Origin of the sequence: Siminovitchia sp. FSL H7-0308 (genome assembly GCF_037980985.1) — a bacterium.
Taxonomy (GTDB): domain Bacteria; phylum Bacillota; class Bacilli; order Bacillales; family Bacillaceae_C; genus Siminovitchia; species Siminovitchia thermophila.
This window is the reverse complement of record NZ_CP150282.1, coordinates 331,729-354,183: the sequence shown is the minus strand read 5'-3', so window position 1 is coordinate 354,183 and position 22,455 is coordinate 331,729. Positions and strand designations below refer to the sequence as shown.

Genomic DNA, 22,455 nt, shown 5'->3' with positions numbered 1-22,455 from the left:
AAGCTAAGAAAATCCTGGAATAGCTCTTTCGCCACGTCATAGGAAGTGATCTTGAAAAAAGCTTGTAACATCCCGCGAAACAAGCTCTTTATCTATTGCAGAGGATGGATCAAAATCGATCATTTTCGCTCCCCATATTCTCTTTTGAGACACCTATATTTGAGGTCCCTTTTAACAACATGTCATGATTGCTGATTGATTGCACTTGGATCCATATAGAAAATTTCCCAAGTATGCCCGTCCAAATCTTGGAATCCCCATTCGTACATAAAGCCATGGTCCGTAGGCTTTTTAGAGGGCTTGCCACCGGCAGCCAAAGCTTTATTGACAATCTCGTCTACATGGTCCCTGCTCTCCGCAGTTAACGCTAGGAGCACTTCCGTACTTTTCGTCGCGTCTACAATTTCTTTATCGGTAAACGTTTTAAATTTATCTTCCACCAACAGCATTGCAAATATATGGTCGCCAATCATCATGCATGTTGCCGTTTCATCAGTAAACTGGGGATTGAATTCAAAGCCGACGTGAGTAAAAAAAGTAACCGACCGATTCAAATCTTTCACTGGCAAGTTTACAAAAATATTGTTTAGTTTGAGTGCTCCCATCATGATCACCTCTTCATTTTGATAAACAGCTATTTTATTTCAGGTTCTTCGCTACATCATCACTTGTTACTACAACGAACATTGTGAACCTATTTTAGCACACAAACGATGAATTTCGAGTAAAAAAATTGTATTTTTTTCAAAAAATTAACATATTTTTCCACTGTAGGAGGCACTGAAGCGCAGTCCAAACTAAATACGGCAAGCCAAGTTAAATAGGCTAATATCCATTGGTGGAGTCACATAAGCAGAAAGGGTGATTTTTTGGAGGAACCAGAAAGGTTCTTCGAAATAAATGACGAAATTCCTTTTTAAAAAAGCTACTTGAGTGTTTGAAATTGAGAAATAGCATTCTTTGGTTGCATGCGTACGGCAACATTTTGGAAAAAAGAAAAGGCGCTCTATCATGGTTATATGCTTACCAAGGTACATACAACACCATGAATAGAGGCCTTCCTTGCATAATCCCGCCTTCTTCCCGTTTCATTCATACTTAATTGATGTTGAGCAACACACAAGAGATGATGGCTTCCAATTACAGTCCTTTTTGCGTAAAGCGCTACTTTTCTTTTGTCTGTGCCCCAACAAAATGAATACAACTACCACCATTTCATCATAATACCTATGAGCTTCCCATGACCGAACGGAACAACCGAATGGAAAATCAGCTTTATCTCTGCCCGGAACTTAACTTCACATTTTTCACCAAGTGAACAACTTCACCTTTGATATAAGGTTTGTCCTTTGCACTTGTCCATCATATCGAACCCGTTCTTTTTAAAAGTCAGCATAATGGCTCTCGTTAAAATTTCTGTACCAGCTATTAAAGCCTTACGATCAAATGTCATTTTTGGATGATGCAACCCAGGGGTTAATCCACATCCTAATCCAAGCATCGTTGCTTTTACTTTTGGGCGCTTAACACTATAAAAATGAAAATCCTCTCCGCCGGGCGTTAAGCTCGGCGGCAATACATTTTCCGCGCCAATGGATTGCTGAATGGCTTCCGCCATAATATCTTTTGCTTCTTCATCAACTTTAGCAGCTACCCCACTGGATGTATACTTATAATTTATTTCTACTCCATACAAATTCGAAATGGCGCTTAAAACCTTTTCTACTTTGTCTTTTAACAGGGTCATCACTTGATTAGTCTGAGCACGAAGGTCTAAGCTAAACTCTGCGGAACCTGGTATAATGTTACTGTTATTCCCTCCAGCACGAAACTTTGTCATCTTTACAGAATAAGGTACCATTGGGTCAAGACGTATTCCCCTTAAATGATTAACCAAATCCGCGCCAACCTCAATGGCGTTTGGTTGTAGATGCGGCCTACCGCCATGGCCATCCTCTCCCGATATCTTACCTGCAATAGAACTCCCCGCCCCGTGAATGATTGCGGGAGTGGCTTTCCCGTTCCCAACTTCCGTTTCAGGGCGTAAATGAACCCCGTATAAATAATCAACATCATCGATAACACCTTTTTCTATCATTGCTAAGGCGCCATCTCCCTTTTCTTCACTTGGCTGAAATATAAACTTAACCTTTCCCGGAAGACTAGTCCTTAATTTTTTTAAAGTTAAAAATACACCCAAAGCTAAAGTCATATGAGCATCATGACCACAAGAATGGTTTGCCCGCCACACTCCATCTACTTCTTGCCACAAAGCATCCATATCGGCACGGATTCCAACAGTAATGGGACCATCCCCTATCTCAGCAACTAAACCAGGACTATCTTCAAACGTAGTAATAACATCTGCTCCCTCCTGTTGAAATATTTTGGCAACATAATTTGTCGTATTGAATTCCTTCCAACTTACTTCAGGATTTTCATGTAAATAGTCGAAGATTTTATATAAATCAGCCTCAAGCCCATCGACACTAATTGTTTCAACCATCTTAAATCCCCCAGTTTATGACGCAATATTTTCTCTACTCATTCATGTTATTTTTCCGTTTGAAGTTTGCTTTTAAGAAACGTTTCTGTAGAAACTGTATATCGTTCCAATGCGCCCTGATTAATTTCATATCCCAAACCCGGCTTTGCTGACAGTTCAATTTCTCCTTTCTCATTCATTTCAATTTCAGGTTGTATGATATCCTCTTCCCAATAGCGGGCGGATGGTGCGGTATCGCCAGGAATTGTAAAGTTATCCAAGCTTGTAATGGCCAGATTATGGGCGCGGCCAATACCGGACTCCAACATGCCCCCGCACCATACAGGAATTTGGTTTTCTTTACATAAATCGTGAATCTTGATCGCTTCGGCAATACCGCCGACTCTACCGATTTTAATATTGATGATTTTACAGCTTCCCAATTCAATCGCTTTTCTCGCATCCTCAACAGAATGGATGCTTTCATCAAGACAAATCGGGGTTTTAATCGCCTCCTGCAGCTTTGCGTGATCAATGATATCGTCATGGGCTAGCGGTTGCTCAAACATCATCAAATGAAGAGGGTCCATTTGTTTAAAAAGATGAATGTCGTCAAGTGTATAGGCAGAGTTGGCATCGGCCATCAAGGGAATGTCTCCAAATTGGTCCCGGATAGCTTGTAACATTTCAATATCTTTTCCAGGCTTGATTTTTATTTTAATTTTTTGAAAACCTTGCTCGAGATATTTTCCAACAATTTCAACCAAATCTTCCTTGGTTTTCTGAATTCCGATACTGACTCCAACGGATATTTGTTTCTTCTCGCCACCAATGACTTCAGCAAGAGGCTTTCCCTGTTCCTTGGCGTACAAATCCCAGATCGCGCCTTCCAGTGCTGATTTAGCCATGTTATGGCGACGAACTTTCCGAAAAATATCACGCACCTCATTTGGATGAAGAATTTCTTCTTTTTGAAATAGAAACGGAATCAGAAAGTCTCTCATCATATGCCAAGCAGTTTGAACCGTTTCTTCACTGTAAAAAGGTTTGGTATCGACCACGCATTCTCCATATCCAATATGATTTTCGCCGTATACTTCCGTAATGAGGAACTCTCGACCCTCTGATGTTCCAAAACTAGTTTGAAAAGGGAACTTTAAATCCATTTTCAGTTTTCTTAATACCACTTTTTCGATTTTCATCTGAATTTCCTCCTCAATTATATAAATGACATGCAACCGCATGATTGGGCGCAACCATTTTTTTCATCGGTATTTCCTGTTTACATGTCTCGGTGGCATAAGGACACCTAGTATGAAACACGCATCCATCAGGAGGGTTTAGGGGTGAAGGAACCTCTCCTTTTAACGTAATTCGCTCTCTTTTTAATTCCGGGTTGGCTATCGGTACTGCTGAAAAGAGGGCCTGAGTATACGGATGAAGTGGATTCTTATATAATTCATCCGTTATCGCTTCTTCCACTATTTTCCCTAAATACATAACCCCAATACGATCAGATATATGACGCACAACACTTAAGTCATGAGAAATAAATAAGTATGAAAGATTGAATTCTCTTTGGATTTTGTTCAAAAGGTTTAGTACTTGAGACTGAATGGATACATCCAAAGCTGAAACCGGCTCATCACATATGATCAATTCGGGATTCACCATTAAGGCTCTGGCCAAGCCAATTCTTTGTCTTTGTCCTCCCGAAAATTCATGCGGATATCGAAAATATTGTTCCGGCTGAAAGCCTACTACGTTCAACATGCTCATCACTCGGTCCATTCGTTCTTTTTTATTTCCGATATGATGAATCTTCAAAGTCTCTTCCAAAATATGACCAACCCTTTTACGCGGATTTAAGGATGAATAAGGATCTTGGAATACCATTTGTATAGCCCGTCTTATTTCAAGGAGCTCCTTTTCCTTCAATTGATAAATATTTTTATCTCTATAGATCGCCTCTCCATCAGTTGGTTCAATCAAACGCATAATTGTTCGTCCTGTCGTACTTTTCCCGCATCCGGATTCACCCACCAAGCCATAAGTTTCCCCAGATCTTACTTCAAAAGAAATATTGTCTACCGCTTTGACTTTTCCAGTTACTCGCCCGAGAGAATTTGTCACAAGAAAGTGTTTTTTTACGTTTTTCACCCGCAAGAGGGGACTGGCTCCTTTAGTTGGCTGTGTTGGCATAGACATCCTCCCTTTTTTCAGTGATTTCTTTGTAATGCCAGCACCTAACCTTGCGGCCATCTTTCTCCTCTACTAGCCTGGGCATAAGCTCCTTACATTTCTCACTGGCAAATTGGCAACGCGGGGCAAACCGACACCCCTTGGGAACTTGGTATAGTGTTGGGACTTTGCCTTTGATGACATAGAGTTCCTTTTTTCGCTCTCCATTTAAGTGCGGAATGGATTGTAATAAACCTCGGGTGTATGGATGATACGGTTGCCGAAAGATGGATTTGACATCAGCTTCCTCAATCACCTGTCCCAAATACATAATGACGACTCTTGAACATACCTCCGCTACGACACCCAAGTCATGCGTAATCATCACAGTCCCCATGTTATATTCCTTTTTCAAACGATCGATTAAATCGAGAATTTGAGCTTGGGTTGTTACATCAAGGGCTGTCGTTGGTTCATCCGCTATGAGAAGCCGGGGTTTGCAAGAAAGCGCCAAAGCAATCATTACCCGTTGTCTTGTACCTCCGGAAAGCTCATGAGGATATTCGTGAATTCTCTTTTCAGGTGAAGGAATTCCCGTGATCCGCAACATTTCAATTGCTTTTGTGTATGCTTCTTTTTTACCGCAGTTTTGATGAAGGAGGATGGCTTCAACAATCTGATTTCCCACTGTATAAACGGGATTCAATGAACTCATCGGATCTTGGAAAACCATTGAAATATCGTTACCCCTAATATCCTGCATTTCTCTGACAGAAAAGTTTAGTAAATTCTTTCCCATATATAGAATTTCACCTTCATACCGAGTGGATGCTTCATTAAGGAGTCTTAATATGGATTCTGCCGTTACACTCTTTCCACACCCTGACTCGCCCACTACTCCAACCGTTTCTCCGGCATAAACGGTAAAAGAGACTCCGTCTACTGCTGTAACAGTACCCCACTCGGTTTGAAAATGGGTTTTTAGCTCTTTAACCTCTAATAGCTTTTCACTCATGTTTCCACCTCCGTTGCCTATGATTTTCCAGCTTTATTGTGATGAGGGTCCAAAAGGTCGCGCAGGCCATCCCCAAACAAGTTTAGGCCCAAAACGGTCAGCATAATGGCTACTCCTGGGAAGACAGTCATCCACCAAGCATTGTAAATGACCATTTTACCGTCATATAGCAAGTTACCCCAGCTAGGAGCCGGCGCCGGAGTTCCCGCCCCAAGAAAGCTTAATGCGGCTTCTGTTATGATCGAGTCGGCAAATATAAAAGTAGCCTGGACAACCAAGGGTGATATCACATTGGGAGCCATGTTAGACCATATAATTCTGGTAGAGCTAGCGCCTTGAGACCGTAGCGCTTCAATGTATGTTTGCTCCTTGACGACTAAAGCCGCCGAACGTACCGTTCGTGCTACATAAGGGGTAAAGACAATACTTAACGCAATAATGACATTTTCAATCCTCGGTCCCATGGCTGCCATGATAGCAATTGCCAGTAAAATAGCCGGAAAAGCCATCAGTCCATCACAAACTCTCATCAAAATGTTATCCAGCGCATGGAAATAAGCGGCATAGAGCCCGATAATCATTCCAAGGATAGATGTAATCAAAGAGACTGAAAGCCCCACTCCTATAGACACTTTTGCTCCATGTGCCACTCTGCTGAGAAGATCTCTGCCATAGTTATCAGTCCCCCAAAAATATTCCGAACTGGGGGCAAGCAACCGATTTTTCGCATGCAGATCATAAGGATCATGTGGGGTTATCAATGGACCGATAATAGTAAATAAGAGTATAAGAATAATAATGATACTTCCGGTAAGGGCTAATTTATTTGATAAAAAACGGCGAACCATTAAATGACGCCGTTCTTTTTTCATTTTTTGTGCCACATTTGACAATCCCAATTCATCTTTAAAAGTTGATGTATGCATGAGATGTCCCTCCTTTCTACTTCTTTGCTAATCGCACACGCGGATCAATCACACTGTAAAGCAAATCAATGACCAGATTAATGGCGACATAACTAATCGCTATGAGTAGAACAGACCCCTGAATCACCGCAAAATCGCGCCGTTCCACAGAATTAACAATTAACTGTCCTATTCCCGGAATATTAAATACCGTCTCCACTACAGCTGCCCCTGCTATGAGAGTGCCAAATGTTTGGCCAATGACGGTTAAGATAGGGATAAAAGCATTTTTAAGCGCATGCTTATAAACGATAATGATTTCTTTGACTCCTTTTGAGCGGGCTGTTTTGATATAATTCGCATTTAAAATATCTAACATGGTGGATCGTGTCATTCTGGCAATCAGTGCCGCCTGCATAGAGCCCAAAGCGATCGTTGGCAATAGTAAATATCTTACATGCTGGAACAGTCCATCACTTACTGGTTTATATCCTGCAACCGGAAGTATTTTTAGCTTTACAGCAAAAAACAATATGAGAAATAATCCTAATAAAAAGCTGGGTACGGAAATCCCCATCAAGGAGAAACCCATAAACGTCTGATCTATGATTGTGCCTCGCTTTCTGGCAGCTATTACCCCTAGAGGAATAGCAAGTATGACCGCAAAAAGCTGTGCCATTACAGCTAAAGAAAAAGTCGGTCCCAGATGTAACATGAACGCTTGCAAGACAGATTCATCCATGAAGTAAGAATATCCAAGATCTCCTTGTATAATTCCAAGCAACCACTTCGCAAATTGTTCGTAAAGCGGGAGGTTAAGGCCGAGCTGCTCTCGAAGCTCGGCAACCTCGGCGGGACTTGCATCCGGACCCAATATGACAGCAGCAGGGTCACCAGGCGTTATGTGGATAAGAAGAAAAACAACAACGGAAACAATCATTAATACAGGAATCAACGAAAGCAACCGCTTTAGTATATATCCCTTCAAATGTCTCACCACTCTCTGAATACTGGCTATTTTTTCTCAACATTCCATAAGATGATTCCTTGTAAAAAACCCATGCCTTCAATATTTGAACGAGTAGCAGTAATGGTCGTTTTATTGCCAAATTTAATGATGGGCAAATATTGATAGAATTCTTCTTGAAGCTGAGCAAAGTATTTCTTGGCTTCCTCTTGAGAAGCACTCCTATTAATTTGATCTAGCAATTCATCAATCTCGGGACTGTCACTCCATCCCGGCCATTCCTTGGCGGAATCTAAAAATGAATACTTAGCCGGGATTTGCTCGGTTGGAAACCCTGTCACAAAAATATCAAAGGCATTTGGATCCTCTCGCTTTTCCAATAGAGTTGGCCAATCATAAACATCCAGCTTAACCTTCATGCCAATCTTCTCAAGTTCTTGTTGAACGACAACCGCGGCATTATAGTGATCTTCATAATCTCTGCTCGTCAACATCACAATTTCTTCACCGTTGTATCCGGCATCTTTAAGGATTTTTTTCGCCTTTTCTTTATCATTTTGGTTATATTGATCTTTACCTGCTTCGCTATACCAACTTTCTTGATCCTTGATCATTAACCCATGTTCTAATTCATAGTAATTTTCATTTGTAAATGAAGCTTTAAGCACTTCTTCCAAATCCAATGCCGCATTCACTGCCTGACGGGCAGTTACATTTTTAAAAAGGCCTTGCTTCTTATTAAATACAATCCCATTGAAACCATTGTGATCAACATAGATGGTCACATCCGCATTAGCTTCCAGCTGTTCCCCATTATCAAATGGGATCGCATTGGCCACATCATATTCTCCTGTCTGGATGCCAGCCAATCTTGTGGAAGCGTCTGTGATAAATTGAAAATAAATATCATCGACGAGCGCTTCTTTTTTACCAGCCAAGCCACCACTTTCCTTTTCTAATGATTGGTAATCTTCAAATTTTTCCAAATGGATGTATTGATCCGTTTTCCATTCTTTAAACTGAAAAGGGCCGGTTCCAATAAATTCAGATAAACCTTTCTCTGTTGCCCCTTCATTGACTTCCTTAGGCACAATAACCGCGGATTGTCCCGGATCAGCGAGCATGGCAAGAGCTGTTGAAAGCCGTTCAGGCATTTCCAATACGACGGCGTTTTCGCCGCTTTCTTTAAAAGTCGCCTTTGAGAAATAAGCTTTTCCCATCGGGGTCGTATCTTTCCAACGATTCATGGAAGAAACTACGTCTTCAACAGTCATCTCATCCCCATTGTGGAACTTTATGCCTTTTCTTAATTGAAACGTGATCGTTTTTCCATCATCACTCACCTCATATGACTCAGCCAGCATTGGTTCAACTTCAAATTTTTGATTAAAAGTAACCAGTGACTCAAAAACATGTCTTGTAATATCTCTTGTTGCGACAGCAGAGGTTAATAACGGATCCATGGTCGGCGGCTGAGCATTATAAGCAACCTGCAGCTCCCCTCCTGTTACTTTTCCGCCGTTGTCAGACTGTTTGGTAGTTGCATCTTTTCCAGATGAACAACCAAATAAAGAAATAACCAAAAGCATAACCAATACTAGAACATTACTCTTCTTCATACGTATTCCCCTCTTTTCTCAAATGGCAATGTAATGTTTTTCCTTTTATGTCATGGGGTTATCACGTTCACATTGTCCTCCGGTGCCGGAATCCCGATCAATCGTGACATTACGATTTCGTATTCCTCACTTTTGATGGAACATAATCGCTTCTGTAATATCCGTACATAACGATTCACCATCCATGTCCCGAAGCCAATACTATAACTGAACTGCGAACAACAGAATGAGAGGGGGTCCCATGATCGACCATGCCCCTCTATCTCCTGGCGGCAAGAATTACAAAGAAAAACACAATGATAATGGAAGTATTTTGAAAGCCAAGATGACAAAATGGCTGGGTCAATGCATTAAGAGCGCTTTCAAAACCAATAGCTCCTTAACCAGGGATCTTCAAATCTCTTTTATACACCCGATGGTTAATTAAATACGGAACGAAGGCAGGTCCAAACCCGCTCCATTCTAACTTTTCTACATCCTACGGGGCAGCATCTGTCCCCAGAATGACTGCCCCTAGTGTAAGGTGATCAAAAAGAAAACGACTACAGCTTCAACGAGCAAAGCCGGTCAGGGATATTATTATTGAAATATGAAAAATATAAGAGAAATACTCTTTAAAAAATCACAATGATACATGTACAACAATTTTACGGCTCAATTTTTCTTAAACAGCCGACTAATCGGTACTTCCAAGACATCAGAAATTTTTTCAAGGGTTGCAATCGATGGATTAATTCGCCCCAATTCAATTCTGCTAAGAGATTCCTGGCGAATATTGATAATCTCGGCTAATTTAGCTTGGGTCATATTTTTTTCTTCTCTTAATTGTTTAATCTGAAATCTTGACAAGTACATCACCTTTATAGTTTGAGTTGTTCTTGTTGACCTTCCTATTTGTTGGTACAATCTACTTATGATGTAATACATCATAAAAAATAGTTTGAAATTCAAAGCGGTTAGTTATTTTTGTTTGCAATATTCAAATAATAACGGATGAGTCACTTGACGACTATGTATGTTTCATATTGATGTATACACGTTTTGAGCCGTTTTTACACCCCTCTCTTTTAATAGCCCTTTAATTCATGTTACGTCATATTATATTGAATTAAATTCAATATGTCAACGGAAAGTTTTAATGAATTTCCAGTTTGTTTTGCGTTCATTGAATAAAATTCCATCCAAGTTGGTGAATATCATGATTAACGTAGGAAAACGTATAAAAAGTCTCCGAGAACAAGCGAATATGTCCGGACGCCTGCTCGCAGAAAAGACAAACCTAGACCCTTCCCAAATCTCTAAAATAGAAAAAGGTGTCAGTAAACCATCCCTAGATGCCCTTGAAAGAATTTGTAAGGTATTAAACATTAGTCTTTCAGAATTTTTTTCTGATAGCGCAAACGAACAAACCGCAGAATATAAAGAGTTTATTGAAACCATGAATGCTCTGACACCGATGCAACGAAAATTACTAAGCCAGTTTATTCAAACATTTAAAACGGAGTAGACAGAAGCCCAAACAAAAATCCGAAGGTTACTGAGTAAACTTCGGATTTTTATTTTTAAATACAGTATGTAACTGTCTTATCAACGTCACAACCCTCTTTTCCGTCAACATATTTTGGGGGTTGTGCGTGGCTGACTTTATGATAATATAGAAGAGGTTTTTACGAAAATAAAGAGGGACGAACGACATGTGGTTTATTTTTTCTATCTTAACAGCCATTTCTTGGGGCGCCGCCAATCTGTATTATAAAAAAGGTTCCGATAGCAGCGACAAATACAGTCATCTTAAAATTGTTACGATGGTTGGTTTTGTCATGGGGATTCATGCTGTTTCCTATATGCTAATCAAAGGGATCGCCTTTGACCCTTTTGATATGATTCGGTATTTTCCGGTTTCGGCACTGTATATTTTGTCGATGACAATCGGGTACGTCGGATTGAGATATATTGAATTGTCTATTGCCGCACCTGTGCAAAACTCTTCAGGAGCTGTCAGCGCAATTTTATTATTTATTTTCTTTCCACGGGAAATGAGCTTAATCAACATTCTTGGAATCGTCACCGTAACAGCCGGAGTGATCGGACTGGCAATTTTGGAAAAACAGGGTGAAATAGAAAGCTTGCGGGCCAGCAATGCGGTCATCCCCAAAAAATACCAAATCGGCATATTGGCCATCACTTTCCCTATTCTCTACAGTATTTTCGATGGCTTAGGCACATTCGTAGATGGCATGTATTTGGATGAATTAAAACTGATCAGTGAAGATTCGGCTTTACTTGCCTATGAATTCACATTCTTTATTGTCGGCCTACTTTCCTATTTATATGTCAAAATTATTAAAAAAGAGCCATTTGTGATACTTAAAGAGCATGATAAAGGATTGGCTGCCATCTTAGAAACAATCGGACAATTCTTCTATGTTTTCGCGCTGGCAGGCAATGCCATCATCGCCGCCCCGCTGATTGCAGCCCATGGCATATTCTCGGTGGTCTTATCGCGGATGTTTCTCAATGAGGTGTTGAGCAAGCGTCATTATGTCATGATCGCCATTGTCATGCTGGGAATTATTTTACTAGGGATCGCGGAAGGGCTTGGGGAGTAGTCGAAATGCCCAGCCTGCAGCCAACTTTCATCAACAAGTTTATAGCCCGAACCGGGTGGACAAAAAAAACAGGCCCCAAGTAGGGGCCTGTTTCCAACCTTTTAATAAACTTTTTGTACGTTTGTAGCTTGTGGGCCGCGCTGGCCTTGTTCAACTTCAAAAGTGACACTTTGACCCTCGTCTAAAGATTTGAACCCTTCACTTTGGATAGCTGAGAAATGTACGAATACATCGTCTCCTTCTTCTCTTTCGATGAAACCGAAACCTTTCTCTGCATTAAACCACTTAACTTTACCTTGTTCCAAAACATTTCCTCCTGGTGCGCTTGTTCGCACATATGTTACTATCCTTGCTCTAATACCTTAGACGAAAAACAAAATCTGAGAGAGCAAAAATAACTCTTCTCTAGAATACCAGACAAATCATAAAATAGCAAGTTTCTGGACGATGCATTTTCCTAATCCAGGTGAAAAAAGCCTATTTTTTCGAAACCTTGAAGATCTTGTTAATAAGGTATTTAGCCTACAGACAGGTCCTTGTGAGCGATGAAAAAGTATCCTTCCAAAAATAGGTAAAGAAAACGATACGAATAAGCAAGCAAATTCACCAAAACAGTAAGTAAGTCTTGTCGGAAAAAAATGAAGAAGAGACGGAGTAAGGGACATTTCCAAATATAGTCACCTGGTTTCACCAAACCAAGTAGAATGAGCTGATTTTTCCCTATGTTCCCCTGTTGAAAAGTTTGATTTGGCTTCCCGGAGCGTTCCCTAATGAAGAAGATGATCTTTCTCTTGGACTGCTCCTGCTTGTCCTTTTGTACGGAAGGCGCGGCACATAAACCAGTTGGAAAAGCAAATAGAGTTAGAGTCTGAAAAAACGGGTGACCAATCAGATAAAACATTGGTAAAAAGGGGCTTAAAAATATGGGCAACACGGGGATTACAAAACATTTCCTTATCTCAATTCCGAAACGAAAGAATATAACGGCGATAATAAAAAACTGGCCAAAACTGCCCGTGGTGTCCGATCAAAAAAGCGAGTCCAGGACATTATCAAAAGTAAGAGGAAACGATACTCCACTCCCCTTTTGTTTGATATCTATACCCCCGGCTTCAGCCGGGGGACTTCTTCAACTCGGTTTTTCATTTACATCAAGGCTTCCTGTAGTAAATCCACTATATGAACTGCCCGAACTCCGCGCAGGTTCTCTCTTTCTATTCCAAGCTTCATTTGCAGTAGACAGCCTGGATTGGCCGTTACAATGGTTGTTGCATTCGTCTCTTTTATAACAGTCATTTTTTGATTAAGAATATTCATTGATGATTCGGGTTCTACAATGTTATAGATGCCGGCTGATCCGCAACAGCTATCAGCATTTTCCATTTCACAGAACTTGGCCCCCTTGATGGATTTCAATAATTTCCGGGGCGCTTCATTGACATGCATGACATTCCGTAAATGGCAGGAATCCTGAAAAGTGATGATCTGTTCATCTAAAACCAGACGGTTTTCTTTATGAAAAGAAACTTCATAAAGGACGCTTGATATGTCTTTGATCTTTTTCGCGACTTCTTTTACCCGTCCTTCCCAGCCAGGTTCATCTTTTAGCAAGTGGTCATAATCGGACAAGAAAGCACCGCAACCTCCGGCATTGGTAACGATATAATCAACATGCTCTTTTTCAAAAGCTTCAATGTTCTGTTTGGCCATTTTTTTCGCCAGCTCTTTTTCGCCGCTATGTCCGTGCAACGCCCCGCAGCATACTTGTGTCTGAGGGATAACGACTTCACACCCTGCTTTTTGCAATAGCTTGATTGTCGCATCATTTGTTTCCCGAAAAACTGTATCCATTAGGCAGCCGGTAAAAAACGCGACTGTTGCTTTTTTTATACTGTCAGGCTTTACTCGCGTTATGCGCTTTGTCATGTTTGTTTTCTTTGGAACTTCAGGCAGTACTCTTTCCATTTCTCTTAAATGGTTGGGAAAAAGGTGTAAAAAGCCAATTTTACGAACCGCTTTTTGCAGGCCGGAGCGTTGATAAAATCCAATGAGACTTGTGATATTTTCTATGTTGTTCTGGTTCGGAAAAAGGTGTTTGAAAACCGCTTGATGAACGAGTTGGCTTGACAGGGAACGCTTTTTATTTTGGTTGATGATGTCTCGAGCTTCCTCCAATAAAAATCCATAGTTCACCCCCGCTGGACATACGGGTTCACAAGCTCTGCATCCTAAACACAGATTCAAAGATCTTTCAAATTCATCATCCGGTTCTATTAAACCATCGTAAACCGCCTTCATTAAGGCGATTCTTCCTCTTGGCGATTGGCTTTCCTTATATCCTGAAACAATATATGTTGGGCAAGATGGCAAACAAAAGCCGCATCTCATACAGTTGAGCAGCTCTTTCTCGTCCATTCGCTCTTGAAAACCCTTTTGAATATTTTCCATTTCCGTCATTGTCGTCATCTCGATACTACCACCCGTTTTCGAGTATCTTTTGCAAACATTTTACCGGGATTCATAATATGATTGGGATCCAAGGCATCTTTGATCGATTTCATTACATTGACGCCTGATTCGCCAAGCTTCCATTCCAAATAAGGAGCCTTCACAATCCCTACTCCGTGTTCTCCAGTAATTGTCCCGCCCAACTCAATCGCTTTATCAAATATTTCATCGAACGCATTTTCCACCCTTTGCATTTCATCCTTGTCCCGTACATCTGTCGGACAAGTTGGATGCAGATTTCCATCCCCGGCATGACCAAAAGTACATATGTTTATTTGATGCTTATTGGCTATTTCATTAATGGCCATCACCATTTTAGCTATTTCCGACCGCGGAACAGTCGCGTCCTCCAATATGGTCGTTGGCTTCATTCTTGCGAGTGCGGATAAGGCATTTCTTCTGGCCGTCCGTAAGGCTTCAGCTTCATTTTCTGTTTGGGCGATTTGAATGGAATATGCATTCTCACTTTTACATATTTCCTCTATTTTTATCATATCTTTTTCAACACTGTGTCCTTCCCCGTCCTGTTCAATCAGCAATACGCATTTTACGTCTGTCGGAAGACCGATTCGTGAATAATCCTCCACCACTTTTAATGTAGGTTGATCCAAAAACTCCAAAGTTGCCGGTATCACTTTGTTTGCGATAATTTTCGAAACGGACCGTGCCGCATCTTCTAAATCTTGGTAATGGACAAGCATGGTCTTTTTCGTTTTAGGAATTGGAATAAGCTTTAAGGTAGCTTCAGTTATAATCCCTAATGTCCCTTCCGAACCAATAAACAATCTTGTCAAATCATAGCCGGCAACATCTTTGGCAAGCTTGCCGCCTGTTCGGACAATTTCACCGTTTGGAAGAGTAACCTCCAGCCCCAACACATAGTCCCTGGTGACACCATATTTAAGGCCTCTTAATCCCCCGGAATTTTCATTCAAATTTCCTCCAATGGTTGATATTTTCATGGAGCTAGGGTCAGGCGGATAGAATAGTCCTTTTTTTTCCACCTCCCGTATCAGATCCAAAGTAATGACCCCCGGCTGGCAGGTGACTGTCAAGTTTTCCTCATCAATCTCCAAAATCTGATTCATATGATTGAAAAGGATGACGATGCCTCCCTTAACAGGACAAGTACCGGCGCATAGATTTGTTCCTGATCCTCTGGGGATGACGGGGATTTTGTATTCATTGCATAAAGCTAGTATTTTAGCCACTTCTTCCGAACTCCTTGGCGACACAACAGCATCGGGCATTGATTGGTAGTCTGGTGTAGCGTCATATGAATATACGAGTCTTTCAACTTGGGAATCGACAAAGTTCTCCGCCCCCGTTATATTGATCAAGTGTTCCTTTATCTGAGAGGTAAGCATGACAAGCCCCCTGTTTTTTAATTTTCAATACATTATAGAAGATATTCTTCTCGCAATCTATGTATGATGATATAATTAAAAGGCAAATCATACGCTTTTTCTTGTGTGTTTATCCAAAGGAGTGAATACAAGTGGAATTATCACCAAAACTGGCTTCCAGAATCACTTCTGAAGTACGCCAAGTCATGAAAGAGGATATTATACTAATGGGTATAAACGGATTCATTATATCGTCTACAGAAAAAAGCAGAGTCGGTTCTTTTCACGAAGGTGCCGAGATCGTCATTAACACAAAGAAAAAGCTCTATATCGATAAAGAAAAGGCGATGACCTTGAAGGGGGTAAAAGCCGGTATCAATATGCCCATTATGTTTAACCATCAAGTGATTGGCGTTGTCGGCATTACCGGCAATCCAAAAAAAGTGGAGCCATATGCTGAGTTAATTAGAAGAATGACAGAGCTTATCATACAAGAAGCTTTTTATACCGAAAGACATGAATGGGAAATAAGAGGTATCGAATCCTATATTCATGAATGGTTGAACGTCGTCTCCATTGATAATGAGTTTTTGGAAAACGGCATGATGCTGGGAATTCCGGTTGCTTCCCCGCTTATTTGCGCCCTCATACATTTGGATATCAAAAAGGTATCCAACTATGAAATGAGCAAATTGCAAAAAGATGTCATTGTACTGTTTCATTCCATCTTTGGTGAAAATAATTCCTTTATAATCCGCTGGGGACAAGAAAATTTTCTAGTTTTGAAAAAAGCCGGTCCTGCCTATAGTAAAAGCGCATTCCACTATCAATTAAAAAGGTTTAAAGACTCTTTCGAGCGAAGACACCTTCAATCCTTGTCCATCGGTGTTGGTAAAAATATATGCAAACATCATATCAAGAAAACATATAAAGAGGCCCAAAAAGCGTTAAAAGTTGCTCAAAAAAGCAAGGGCATCGTATTTTACGATGATTTAATTCTTGAAATCATACTAGAAGATATATCAGCAGAAATACAAACCGAATTTTTAAAACAAACCATTTACAAAATGAAAGAGGAAAAGCATTTAATTTATACCCTGCAACAATATATAAAAAATAATCAGTCCATTAAAAATACAGCCGAAGCGATGAACATACACATCAACACTCTGCATTACCGTTTAAATAAGATTGAGGAACTTATAGGAATTAATCCCAAAACAACGGAAGGAGTTGTGATATTATATATCGCCTCGATGCTGTTAAATCCGAATTTCTGACCATCATAAAGTGAAACTTCATTCAGTAGGCGTTTTCTTCCATCTCCTACTGAATGTTAGTTGAACGAATCGGGCATTTAGGTGCCGTTTTCTCCCACTTGGACTTTTTGTATCAACTCAGGTCTTGAAATGGTGTAGATGGCACCTTAGATGCGGAATAAAAGTAATGAGGACCGAGTTTCCTCGATCCTTGTCAAGCCTTAAACAGAGATTTCTTTTTTCGCTTTCAATAGCTTAAAAAATTCTCTCATGAAACCTGGCAAGTCCGGCCAGGCATGTCCTGAAACTATATTACCGTCCACATGCAGCATCTTTTCCATATAGATGGCCCCCGATGCCTCCACTTCCGGCCTGCAGGCTGAGTATGCCGTCATCTCTCTGTCCTTAATATACTCCCTGACTGTCGTTAAGACGAGCTGGCCATGACAGATGACCCCAACAGGCTTTTTTTCTTGTAAGAAATGAGCCGTTATTTCCTGAACCTTCGGGTTCATTCGAATATATTCCGGAGCACGTCCGCCCGGTATGATAAGACCGTCATAATCATTTGGATCAATCTCATCTACAGAAGCATGGGACTCGATCTTATATCCCCACTTTTCAGTAAATGTCTCCATCTCGGGAAGGAAATCATGGATAACTGTCTGAAGCTTTTTCTTTGTGGGAGAAGCGATTGTACAGTCAATGTTTTCTTCAATACAGCGATAATAAGGATAAAATACTTCTAAAGCCTCTACAGCATCTCCAGTAAGGATCAATACCTTTTTGCTCATTCTTCTCACCATTCCTTTTTTATTTTTAATGAACCGGATCAGATAAAGATCCGTTTATTCCTTAACCAAGTCGACTTCTTCGGAAGGAGGCAAATTGTATCTCTCCTCCAACAATCCCCGGCAATAGTGAGCATTAAATTCCATGCTCATACGTGTTCTTTTAGCCCCTCGCAGATAATCCTTAAACACTTTTTTCGTTAACGGCTCTTCCTCCGGAGTTGTAACAGCTAGGAGGCTGGAGTGATGTAATGCCTTCTTTTTTTCCAAATACTTATTTCGAAGCAGCCTGCCTTTCTCTGACAATGGTAAATTTTTTAATGTTTGAATGGACAGACCTATTATCTCTTCCTCAGTCATTCCCCTGTTAAGAAGATGCTTTAACAGCTTTTCCTGCCTGGCGTAATAGGCCTTAATATCGAATGTCCGGCGCAAATCCTCGAGATCCCCGTCAGATAATCCACTAAAAACCTCATTGAATGACCGCCGATTTGTCACACCTTTATTTATTTCGTCTGAAGCACAATGGTCCAGCAAACTAACTTGTACAGTTGTCACCCAATCGAGTTCTGAAACATATTTTCTTATATCTTCAGCCATGATATAGGCAAAATTTGGAGAGCACCAATAAGTGGGCAAGCGGAAAACAACATGAACGGATGGGCCGTTTATTTCAACGCGGTCGATGAAATTCAAGTCGGTGAGTGGCTCGTCCAGTTCGGGATCATATACTTTTTCAAGCATTTGGTAAACTTCTTCCTCTTTTGTCATCGCTATGCAACACCTCCCAAACCATTCGTTGTGCAAAATACAAGAACTCATCAAACCATCTGTACTGGCAATGGGCTGTTTTTTAATTTTTCCTTTTGTTCTTCAATATTAATGTTATATAATCTTGCAACATTTTCAGCTAAAATTTTCTTTTTCACATCAAGATCAAACGTAACACCAGTCTCTTCTTGAATATCTTCCGGAAGCTCTAATTCCAAGAACTTTTCAATGAGCCATTTTGGTTCCCAAATGGCATAGTCACTTCCGAAGATAATCCGATCTTCATCAAGCCAATACAATAGTTCGCTAATTATTTCAGCAAAATACCGCGGTCGTGTGTGAATTAAAGCAATGGCAACAGACAATCCGGCATAAACATTTTTTTCTTGTGTAGCAATCCAGCAAAAATCATCCAATCTGGGAAGCCCGACGTGTTCTACGATAAAGTTCAATTCAGGGAAACAGCTTGCCGCATCGTCCACATCTGCCACGTCAAAGGCATCACGGTTCAGCGGGGTGATGGTTGGTCCTTTATGGATATGGATATTTTTAATTCCCATCTCTTGACATTTTTCCAAGTATCTTTTGGACCAATCATCTGAAAGCTTGTATCCCTTGGAATTTCCATACCAATCTGCTGTATATAATTTTACTCCTTGCCAACCATACTTTTCCTTATTTTCTTCCAACTCCTTTAACCCCCTGTCCCCATGCCGAGGATCAAAGCCTCCATTACAAATGAAACGGCCCGGGAACTGCCTGGATAACTCTTCATTCACATCGTAATCGCCAAAACCATTCTTATAAAACTCGCTTAATAAAACCGGCTGGAAAATGGCGATGTCCGCATACCCTCTAACAAATACATCTTCTACCAACTTTTCCGGGGAATATGTGTCGAATTCTTCCCTTGACCACAAGAATTCTTTTGGGCTCAAGTTTTTGTGATAATCATAGAAGCAATTAATGAATTGCTCCCCATGGATGTTTAATCGATTTTCTTTCCTTGCGTCCCATAAAGCGATATGGGCATCAATTACGAAAATTTCTTCCCCGTTCGGTACTTTAATCAACTTCATTCCTCCTTGTTACATTTTTTTCCATCATGAAGAATGTCAGCTATTTCATTAGATGCAAGGCGTATGCAGTTGTCAGACTCTTTTCATTACTTTATTTGATCTTAACAAAATTTTTAAACATTTTGAATATATGAACAAACAAAAAACCGTCCAATAGCTTCTACTTTTTTGGTATGAATGAACAAAAAACAATTCTTTATTTGTTCAATATCTCCGAAGGGAAAAAGAGGAAGTACCTGAAAACCTATGGCGGCAAGGGCGAAAATAGCCGAATACTGAAAATGCTGGTTACTTTATCAAACCACGACAAAACGCAAGCACTTTATTTAAATAGAGTGTTTTGAGGGTTGAATAGCGCCCCTGCATAACACAATACTTGTGAAAACAAGATTGAAGAAAATGTTCTGTCAACCGCTTATTTCCTTGTATACTAGTCTTAGGTACATAGTAAAAGCAAAGGAGAAAAAACGATGAACCAAGCTGCCAAAACATATTGGAATGATTATTGGAAGGGACAGGAGAAGCCCGCATCTGTCAGCGCCTGGCAATTTGGGGCTGATGCGGACCACTTGGCCCAGCTGGTCATAGATGGCGTAAAAACCGCAACTTGTTCAAGCTTTGTTTCTTATGAGGTTGAAAATGAACCGGTACCATCTGTTGGTGATTACAGCATTATTCTCAACAGTCGTGATGAGCCGGTGGCCATCATTCAGACAGTTGAAGTTGACATCATGCCGATGAAAAATGTTCCCGAAGATTTTGCTGCCGCGGAAGGTGAGGGGGACGGGACATATGCATATTGGAAGCATACCCATGTCAAGTATTTTTCAGAAGAATTAAGCCGAATGGGGCTTGAGTTTTCAGAAGAAATGCTGCTAGTGTGCGAACGGTTTCAGCTAGTTGATGTAAAACAATAAATGATCCGTTCATTGTAAAACAATAGGGAGATGTCCAAATGAAAAACTGATGGCTTCTAAAAGGACAGTCTGTTTTTGTTGAAGAGCATCATCTTTTTTTCATGCTTGCACGAAAAATTGAAAGGAGACGACCGCTGGTCATGTCCACTGACCACGGAACATCTCCCTTCGTAAAGCAAGTCGTTCGGTCGCCCGTCATGTATTTTTTTATCAGGCGACCAGGTTCGATCTCATACTTGTGCCGTTTTCGGCTTTGGGCTTCTTTCAAAATGATCTAGCGGGTATAGCGGCCGTTTCAGTTTTTTATAATCAAAGATCGTGAAATCGAGTGTTGTTAATCCGGGTGAATCTAATGTGATGATTTCGCGGGCTATTGGTTCAAAAGCGGCTCTGAAATGCTGGCTTGACTTAAATGCAACAAGATTATAATTCGCTATGTCTATCCCATGAAGTAAAAAGTTTTGTTCGTCTAAAACTTGGGATTTGACGAACAAACGATGATATCAAGCCCCTCAACAACTAATCGAGCTGATTTGCCAAGGTTGTTTTTCATTCCCTTCCACATAGGGGATGATTGGTAAAATACACTGTCAGTGAGTGTTTTCACATAAGCATTTATTTCTAATGGCTTTCCATGGAGGTGATCTGTCTTTCCTCCCAGCCTAACTTGAATATTGGCACCGACTCCTGCTTGATGAGCTTTATTGGCCACTTCGGTATCGTAAATATACCCAAAGCAGCTGTCGGTTAATGATGCGTCAAGCACTTTGTGCCAAATATCATATAACTGGATGAAGGATTGAAAAGGCGCTTCAAGTTGAGGGCAGATATCCGGGTGGAGACACAACAGGAGATGGTATTTACGCAGGATCGGTGCATGGAACAAATAAATCCTTGTTTAAAGGAAACTTTAACAAACCTTTAAGAAGGATACTGTAAAAGCTATCATTAGGTGTGCAAAAAAGCCATGCTTAAAAAATAAGCATAGCTTTAAAATCGAAGGTTGGTCTGGTTTATCCTATTTTTGTTAAGAGTTCATCCAGGCGCTCGTATTGTGAAGAGACTCCCTCAACTACTCCCATTTCCATGGCTTTCTGAAGCGCTTCTACAGACGGGAACTCCGTTTTGATAGTAACCTTTGTGACTCCTTCTTGTTCAGTAAAGACCATTGATGCTGACATTTCCGGCATATCTTCGACCGAATTTCCATCTTTATCGCAAAAAACATCTGTGTATACGATTTTCTCAGGAACAATCATTTCATGAAATAACATCTTGCCCCAAGACTCTTGTTGATAATACTCACCCATGTTTGGGTCGGTGCATGTCATGCAATAATGCCAAATGCCGCCGGGCTTAAACTCAAAACTGACGCTTTTCGTCTGCCACCCTTTAGGTCCCCACCATTTTTCCAAATGTTCTTGTTCCGAAAAAGCCGTAAATACAAGCTCTCGCGGAGCCTGAAAACTCCTCTCTATAATAAGAATTTTTCCTTCGGCAACCGCTCTTACCTTATTTACTGTATTATGATCAGTCATGTCATTTCTCCTTAGCAGAAGTTATTTTTGAAACATACTTTTCAACTATTCTACAAAACGATCATGTACGGAGGCATTGAAAACTCTATTGACAATGATACTTCTGCTCGAAAGGAAATTTTGCTGGCTGTGCGTTGATCAGCCATCGCCATTTTTGAGCATTTCATCCAAATAATCATCCAAACGGTCGAGTCTTTCTTCCCAGATGTGCCGATATGAAGCTAACCATGCGTCTAAAACGATAAATGGTTCAGGCCGCAATGTATAAAAGCGGCGGTTCGCATCTGGGTGTACTTCCACAATTCCCGCAGAGCTGAGAACGCGGAGATGTTTGGATGCCTGAGGCTGACGAATTTGCAAACGATCGGCAATTTCTCCAACGGTAAAGGGGCCTTCCCGCAAAAGTTCAACAATCCGCAAGCGGTTAGGTTCCGCAAGTGCGCTCAAAGTTGTCGTATCCATAAT

General features: G+C 40.7%; 21 protein-coding genes and 1 pseudogene. 4 read left to right on the top strand and 18 right to left on the bottom strand.

Annotated elements, in window-relative coordinates:
* Positions 1-182: 182 nt before the first annotated feature.
* The 9 genes from MHB50_RS01690 to MHB50_RS01650 form a co-directional block, all read right to left on the bottom strand.
* Entirely contained in the window at positions 183-608 is a 426-nt protein-coding gene (locus MHB50_RS01690) for a VOC family protein (RefSeq protein WP_236016980.1), read from the bottom strand.
* Between the two features lie 716 nt (positions 609-1,324).
* Entirely contained in the window at positions 1,325-2,506 is a 1,182-nt protein-coding gene (locus MHB50_RS01685; RefSeq protein WP_340084762.1) for a M20 peptidase aminoacylase family protein, read from the bottom strand.
* 47 nt (positions 2,507-2,553) lie between these two features.
* A complete protein-coding gene (gene menC, locus MHB50_RS01680) occupies positions 2,554-3,687 on the bottom strand; it encodes an o-succinylbenzoate synthase (RefSeq protein ID WP_340084761.1) in 1,134 nt (377 codons plus the stop codon).
* Positions 3,688-3,700: 13 nt separating this feature from the next.
* The gene (locus tag MHB50_RS01675; protein WP_139345715.1) at positions 3,701-4,687 is read right to left on the bottom strand and encodes a dipeptide ABC transporter ATP-binding protein; all 987 of its coding nucleotides are present in this window, start codon (positions 4,685-4,687) and stop codon (positions 3,701-3,703) included.
* Positions 4,668-5,681: an ABC transporter ATP-binding protein gene (locus MHB50_RS01670; RefSeq protein WP_077113746.1), complete on the bottom strand. Its 1,014-nt coding sequence runs from the start codon at positions 5,679-5,681 to the stop codon at positions 4,668-4,670. Before MHB50_RS01670 ends, MHB50_RS01675 begins: the two co-directional genes overlap by 20 nt.
* A gap of 17 nt (positions 5,682-5,698) precedes the next feature.
* Positions 5,699-6,607 carry an ABC transporter permease gene (locus MHB50_RS01665; protein ID WP_339161410.1) on the bottom strand — a complete coding sequence of 303 codons (909 nt, stop codon included), beginning with the start codon at positions 6,605-6,607 and terminating at the stop codon, positions 5,699-5,701.
* Positions 6,608-6,623: 16 nt separating this feature from the next.
* On the bottom strand, positions 6,624-7,574 hold the full coding sequence (locus tag MHB50_RS01660) for an ABC transporter permease (protein WP_077113744.1): 951 nt from the start codon (positions 7,572-7,574) through the stop codon (positions 6,624-6,626).
* Positions 7,575-7,600: 26 nt separating this feature from the next.
* Positions 7,601-9,172 (bottom strand): ABC transporter substrate-binding protein, encoded by a 1,572-nt coding sequence (locus MHB50_RS01655; protein WP_339161406.1) that lies wholly within the window; start codon positions 9,170-9,172, stop codon positions 7,601-7,603.
* Positions 9,173-9,826: 654 nt separating this feature from the next.
* The gene (locus tag MHB50_RS01650; RefSeq protein ID WP_205178835.1) at positions 9,827-9,979 is read right to left on the bottom strand and encodes a helix-turn-helix transcriptional regulator; all 153 of its coding nucleotides are present in this window, start codon (positions 9,977-9,979) and stop codon (positions 9,827-9,829) included.
* Positions 9,980-10,370: 391 nt separating this feature from the next.
* On the opposite strand from MHB50_RS01650, the gene MHB50_RS01645 reads away from it, so the two are divergent.
* Both MHB50_RS01645 and MHB50_RS01640 read left to right on the top strand, forming a co-directional pair.
* Positions 10,371-10,679, top strand: coding sequence for a helix-turn-helix transcriptional regulator (locus tag MHB50_RS01645; RefSeq protein ID WP_205178833.1), 309 nt, complete (start codon positions 10,371-10,373; stop codon positions 10,677-10,679).
* A gap of 187 nt (positions 10,680-10,866) precedes the next feature.
* Positions 10,867-11,781 carry an EamA family transporter gene (locus tag MHB50_RS01640; RefSeq protein WP_339161403.1) on the top strand — a complete coding sequence of 305 codons (915 nt, stop codon included), beginning with the start codon at positions 10,867-10,869 and terminating at the stop codon, positions 11,779-11,781.
* Positions 11,782-11,882: 101 nt separating this feature from the next.
* Here the strand turns inward: MHB50_RS01640 and MHB50_RS01635 are convergent, their stop codons facing one another.
* The 3 genes from MHB50_RS01635 to glcD all read right to left on the bottom strand — a co-directional run bounded on the left by MHB50_RS01635 (position 11,883) and on the right by glcD (position 15,656).
* On the bottom strand, positions 11,883-12,086 hold the full coding sequence (locus MHB50_RS01635; RefSeq protein WP_077113739.1) for a cold-shock protein: 204 nt from the start codon (positions 12,084-12,086) through the stop codon (positions 11,883-11,885).
* An 841-nt stretch (positions 12,087-12,927) separates the two neighbouring features.
* Positions 12,928-14,247, bottom strand: coding sequence for a (Fe-S)-binding protein (locus MHB50_RS01630; protein ID WP_077113737.1), 1,320 nt, complete (start codon positions 14,245-14,247; stop codon positions 12,928-12,930).
* Positions 14,244-15,656 (bottom strand): glycolate oxidase subunit GlcD, encoded by a 1,413-nt coding sequence (gene glcD, locus MHB50_RS01625; protein WP_340084760.1) that lies wholly within the window; start codon positions 15,654-15,656, stop codon positions 14,244-14,246. The genes MHB50_RS01630 and glcD overlap by 4 nt, the downstream gene beginning before the upstream one ends.
* A gap of 131 nt (positions 15,657-15,787) precedes the next feature.
* Between glcD and MHB50_RS01620 the strand changes: the two genes are divergently transcribed.
* On the top strand, positions 15,788-16,915 hold the full coding sequence (locus MHB50_RS01620; RefSeq protein ID WP_077113735.1) for a sugar diacid recognition domain-containing protein: 1,128 nt from the start codon (positions 15,788-15,790) through the stop codon (positions 16,913-16,915).
* Between the two features lie 200 nt (positions 16,916-17,115).
* Here MHB50_RS01620 and MHB50_RS01615 read toward each other — a convergent pair whose 3' ends face one another.
* From MHB50_RS01615 to MHB50_RS01605, 3 genes are read right to left on the bottom strand one after another with little or no spacing between them, the layout of a single operon-like run.
* Entirely contained in the window at positions 17,116-17,688 is a 573-nt protein-coding gene (locus tag MHB50_RS01615; RefSeq protein WP_077113734.1) for a DJ-1/PfpI family protein, read from the bottom strand.
* Between the two features lie 54 nt (positions 17,689-17,742).
* Positions 17,743-18,456, bottom strand: coding sequence for an iron-sulfur cluster assembly protein (locus tag MHB50_RS01610; protein ID WP_340084759.1), 714 nt, complete (start codon positions 18,454-18,456; stop codon positions 17,743-17,745).
* A 50-nt stretch (positions 18,457-18,506) separates the two neighbouring features.
* Complete coding sequence (locus MHB50_RS01605; RefSeq protein WP_340084758.1) at positions 18,507-19,529, bottom strand: amidohydrolase family protein; 1,023 nt, start codon at positions 19,527-19,529, stop codon at positions 18,507-18,509.
* 476 nt (positions 19,530-20,005) lie between these two features.
* On the opposite strand from MHB50_RS01605, the gene MHB50_RS01600 reads away from it, so the two are divergent.
* Positions 20,006-20,452 carry an ASCH domain-containing protein gene (locus MHB50_RS01600; protein ID WP_340084757.1) on the top strand — a complete coding sequence of 149 codons (447 nt, stop codon included), beginning with the start codon at positions 20,006-20,008 and terminating at the stop codon, positions 20,450-20,452.
* Positions 20,453-20,682: 230 nt separating this feature from the next.
* Here the strand turns inward: MHB50_RS01600 and MHB50_RS01595 are convergent.
* From MHB50_RS01595 to MHB50_RS01585, 3 genes and pseudogenes are all read right to left on the bottom strand, one after another.
* Positions 20,683-21,164 (bottom strand): annotated as a pseudogene (locus MHB50_RS01595) (MlrC C-terminal domain-containing protein).
* 301 nt (positions 21,165-21,465) lie between these two features.
* Positions 21,466-21,990: an SRPBCC domain-containing protein gene (locus MHB50_RS01590; RefSeq protein ID WP_077113728.1), complete on the bottom strand. Its 525-nt coding sequence runs from the start codon at positions 21,988-21,990 to the stop codon at positions 21,466-21,468.
* A 138-nt stretch (positions 21,991-22,128) separates the two neighbouring features.
* A complete protein-coding gene (locus MHB50_RS01585; RefSeq protein ID WP_077113727.1) occupies positions 22,129-22,452 on the bottom strand; it encodes a metalloregulator ArsR/SmtB family transcription factor in 324 nt (107 codons plus the stop codon).
* Positions 22,453-22,455 lie beyond the last annotated feature (3 nt).

Bases quoted from the DNA above. Each gene is read 5' to 3' on its own strand.
- MHB50_RS01600 (WP_340084757.1), top strand. From the start codon at position 20,006: ATGAACCAAGCTGCCAAAACATATTGGAATGATTATTGGAAGGGACAG.
- MHB50_RS01665 (WP_339161410.1), bottom strand. From the start codon at position 6,607: ATGCATACATCAACTTTTAAAGATGAATTGGGATTGTCAAATGTGGCA.
- MHB50_RS01630 (WP_077113737.1), bottom strand. From the start codon at position 14,247: ATGACGACAATGACGGAAATGGAAAATATTCAAAAGGGTTTTCAAGAG.
- MHB50_RS01610 (WP_340084759.1), bottom strand. From the start codon at position 18,456: ATGACAAAAGAGGAAGAAGTTTACCAAATGCTTGAAAAAGTATATGAT.
- menC (WP_340084761.1), bottom strand. From the start codon at position 3,687: ATGAAAATCGAAAAAGTGGTATTAAGAAAACTGAAAATGGATTTAAAG.
- MHB50_RS01670 (WP_077113746.1), bottom strand. From the start codon at position 5,681: ATGAGTGAAAAGCTATTAGAGGTTAAAGAGCTAAAAACCCATTTTCAA.
- MHB50_RS01650 (WP_205178835.1), bottom strand. From the start codon at position 9,979: ATGACCCAAGCTAAATTAGCCGAGATTATCAATATTCGCCAGGAATCT.
- glcD (WP_340084760.1), bottom strand. From the start codon at position 15,656: ATGCTTACCTCTCAGATAAAGGAACACTTGATCAATATAACGGGGGCG.
- MHB50_RS01640 (WP_339161403.1), top strand. From the start codon at position 10,867: ATGTGGTTTATTTTTTCTATCTTAACAGCCATTTCTTGGGGCGCCGCC.
- MHB50_RS01590 (WP_077113728.1), bottom strand. From the start codon at position 21,990: ATGACTGATCATAATACAGTAAATAAGGTAAGAGCGGTTGCCGAAGGA.
- MHB50_RS01685 (WP_340084762.1), bottom strand. From the start codon at position 2,506: ATGGTTGAAACAATTAGTGTCGATGGGCTTGAGGCTGATTTATATAAA.
- MHB50_RS01690 (WP_236016980.1), bottom strand. From the start codon at position 608: ATGATGGGAGCACTCAAACTAAACAATATTTTTGTAAACTTGCCAGTG.
- MHB50_RS01655 (WP_339161406.1), bottom strand. From the start codon at position 9,172: ATGAAGAAGAGTAATGTTCTAGTATTGGTTATGCTTTTGGTTATTTCT.
- MHB50_RS01645 (WP_205178833.1), top strand. From the start codon at position 10,371: ATGATTAACGTAGGAAAACGTATAAAAAGTCTCCGAGAACAAGCGAAT.
- MHB50_RS01585 (WP_077113727.1), bottom strand. From the start codon at position 22,452: ATGGATACGACAACTTTGAGCGCACTTGCGGAACCTAACCGCTTGCGG.
- MHB50_RS01615 (WP_077113734.1), bottom strand. From the start codon at position 17,688: ATGAGCAAAAAGGTATTGATCCTTACTGGAGATGCTGTAGAGGCTTTA.
- MHB50_RS01675 (WP_139345715.1), bottom strand. From the start codon at position 4,687: ATGCCAACACAGCCAACTAAAGGAGCCAGTCCCCTCTTGCGGGTGAAA.